At 53.6% G+C, this 804-nt stretch carries 1 protein-coding gene; it reads right to left on the bottom strand.

The window, feature by feature from the left end; all coding sequences use genetic code 11:
- Window positions 1-58: 58 nt before the first annotated feature.
- Window positions 59-784, bottom strand: coding sequence for a DNA repair protein RecO (recO, locus tag C5S62_RS04675; RefSeq protein WP_104404267.1), 726 nt, complete (start codon window positions 782-784; stop codon window positions 59-61).
- Between the last annotated feature and the right edge of the window lie 20 nt (window positions 785-804).

The following is an 804-nucleotide window of genomic DNA, read 5'->3' as shown; positions in this document are numbered from 1 at the left end:
GAAAAACAAATAGTGTTAAAAAGCCCGACAAGGTTTTTGAACATTCGTACCTGAGGGGTCAGGCAAACACCTCTCGGAGGACCGACAGCGATTTCAGTTCCGGAAACGATGGCAGGTGGAGGCGGTAGTAGGTGTTGATGTGTTCCAGCAGCCGCGACCGTTCGTTGCCCGAAAAGCGGAAAAGGTGCATCGTGGCAAAGTTCATGCGCATAAGCAGTGGCAGGCGTGCCGCCTCTTCCGGAAGAATGATATTGGGGTGTTGCGGGCGCGTTTGCGTGAAACGGCCGCCTTCCAGGTCAAAATAAGTCTGTGGTCCTGCCTCAGACAAATTGGGCTCAAAACCAAGGAAACGTGCCAGACGCAGCAGGAATACAATGTGAAAATTGGCGCAACTGCCATTGGTCGTGTCGAGCCATTCCACCGATTGGAAAATGTAGTCAAAAAGCAATCCGGGTTCCTGTTCCGTGCGCACCGCGTGATGCAGAAATTCAGCCAGAAAGAGCGCCATCGTCGTTTTGTGCGGTTCGTAGGGGAGCGAAACAAGCGGCACTGCCGGCAAGGCCGACTTCAACCGGCGCAGACCGCTGCCGCCACGATGGTTCCACTCCACATCTAGCAGTGCGAGAGGCCGGAAAAGCATGTGGCGCACCGCCGCGCGGCCCGAACGCGAAATGCGCACGATAAACGACACGCATCCTGTGGCTTCAGTGAGCAGCTCAACGATAAGCGACTCGTCGTTGTACTTAAGCGTGTGGAGCACAATGGCTCTTGATTTTATGAGCATACTTTTTTACTATATATAAT

Source organism: Prevotella sp. MGM2, assembly GCF_002933955.1.
In the GTDB taxonomy this organism is placed as follows: domain Bacteria; phylum Bacteroidota; class Bacteroidia; order Bacteroidales; family Bacteroidaceae; genus Alloprevotella.
Note: the sequence above shows the minus strand (reverse complement) of the source record. Positions and strands in the feature narration are given on the sequence as shown.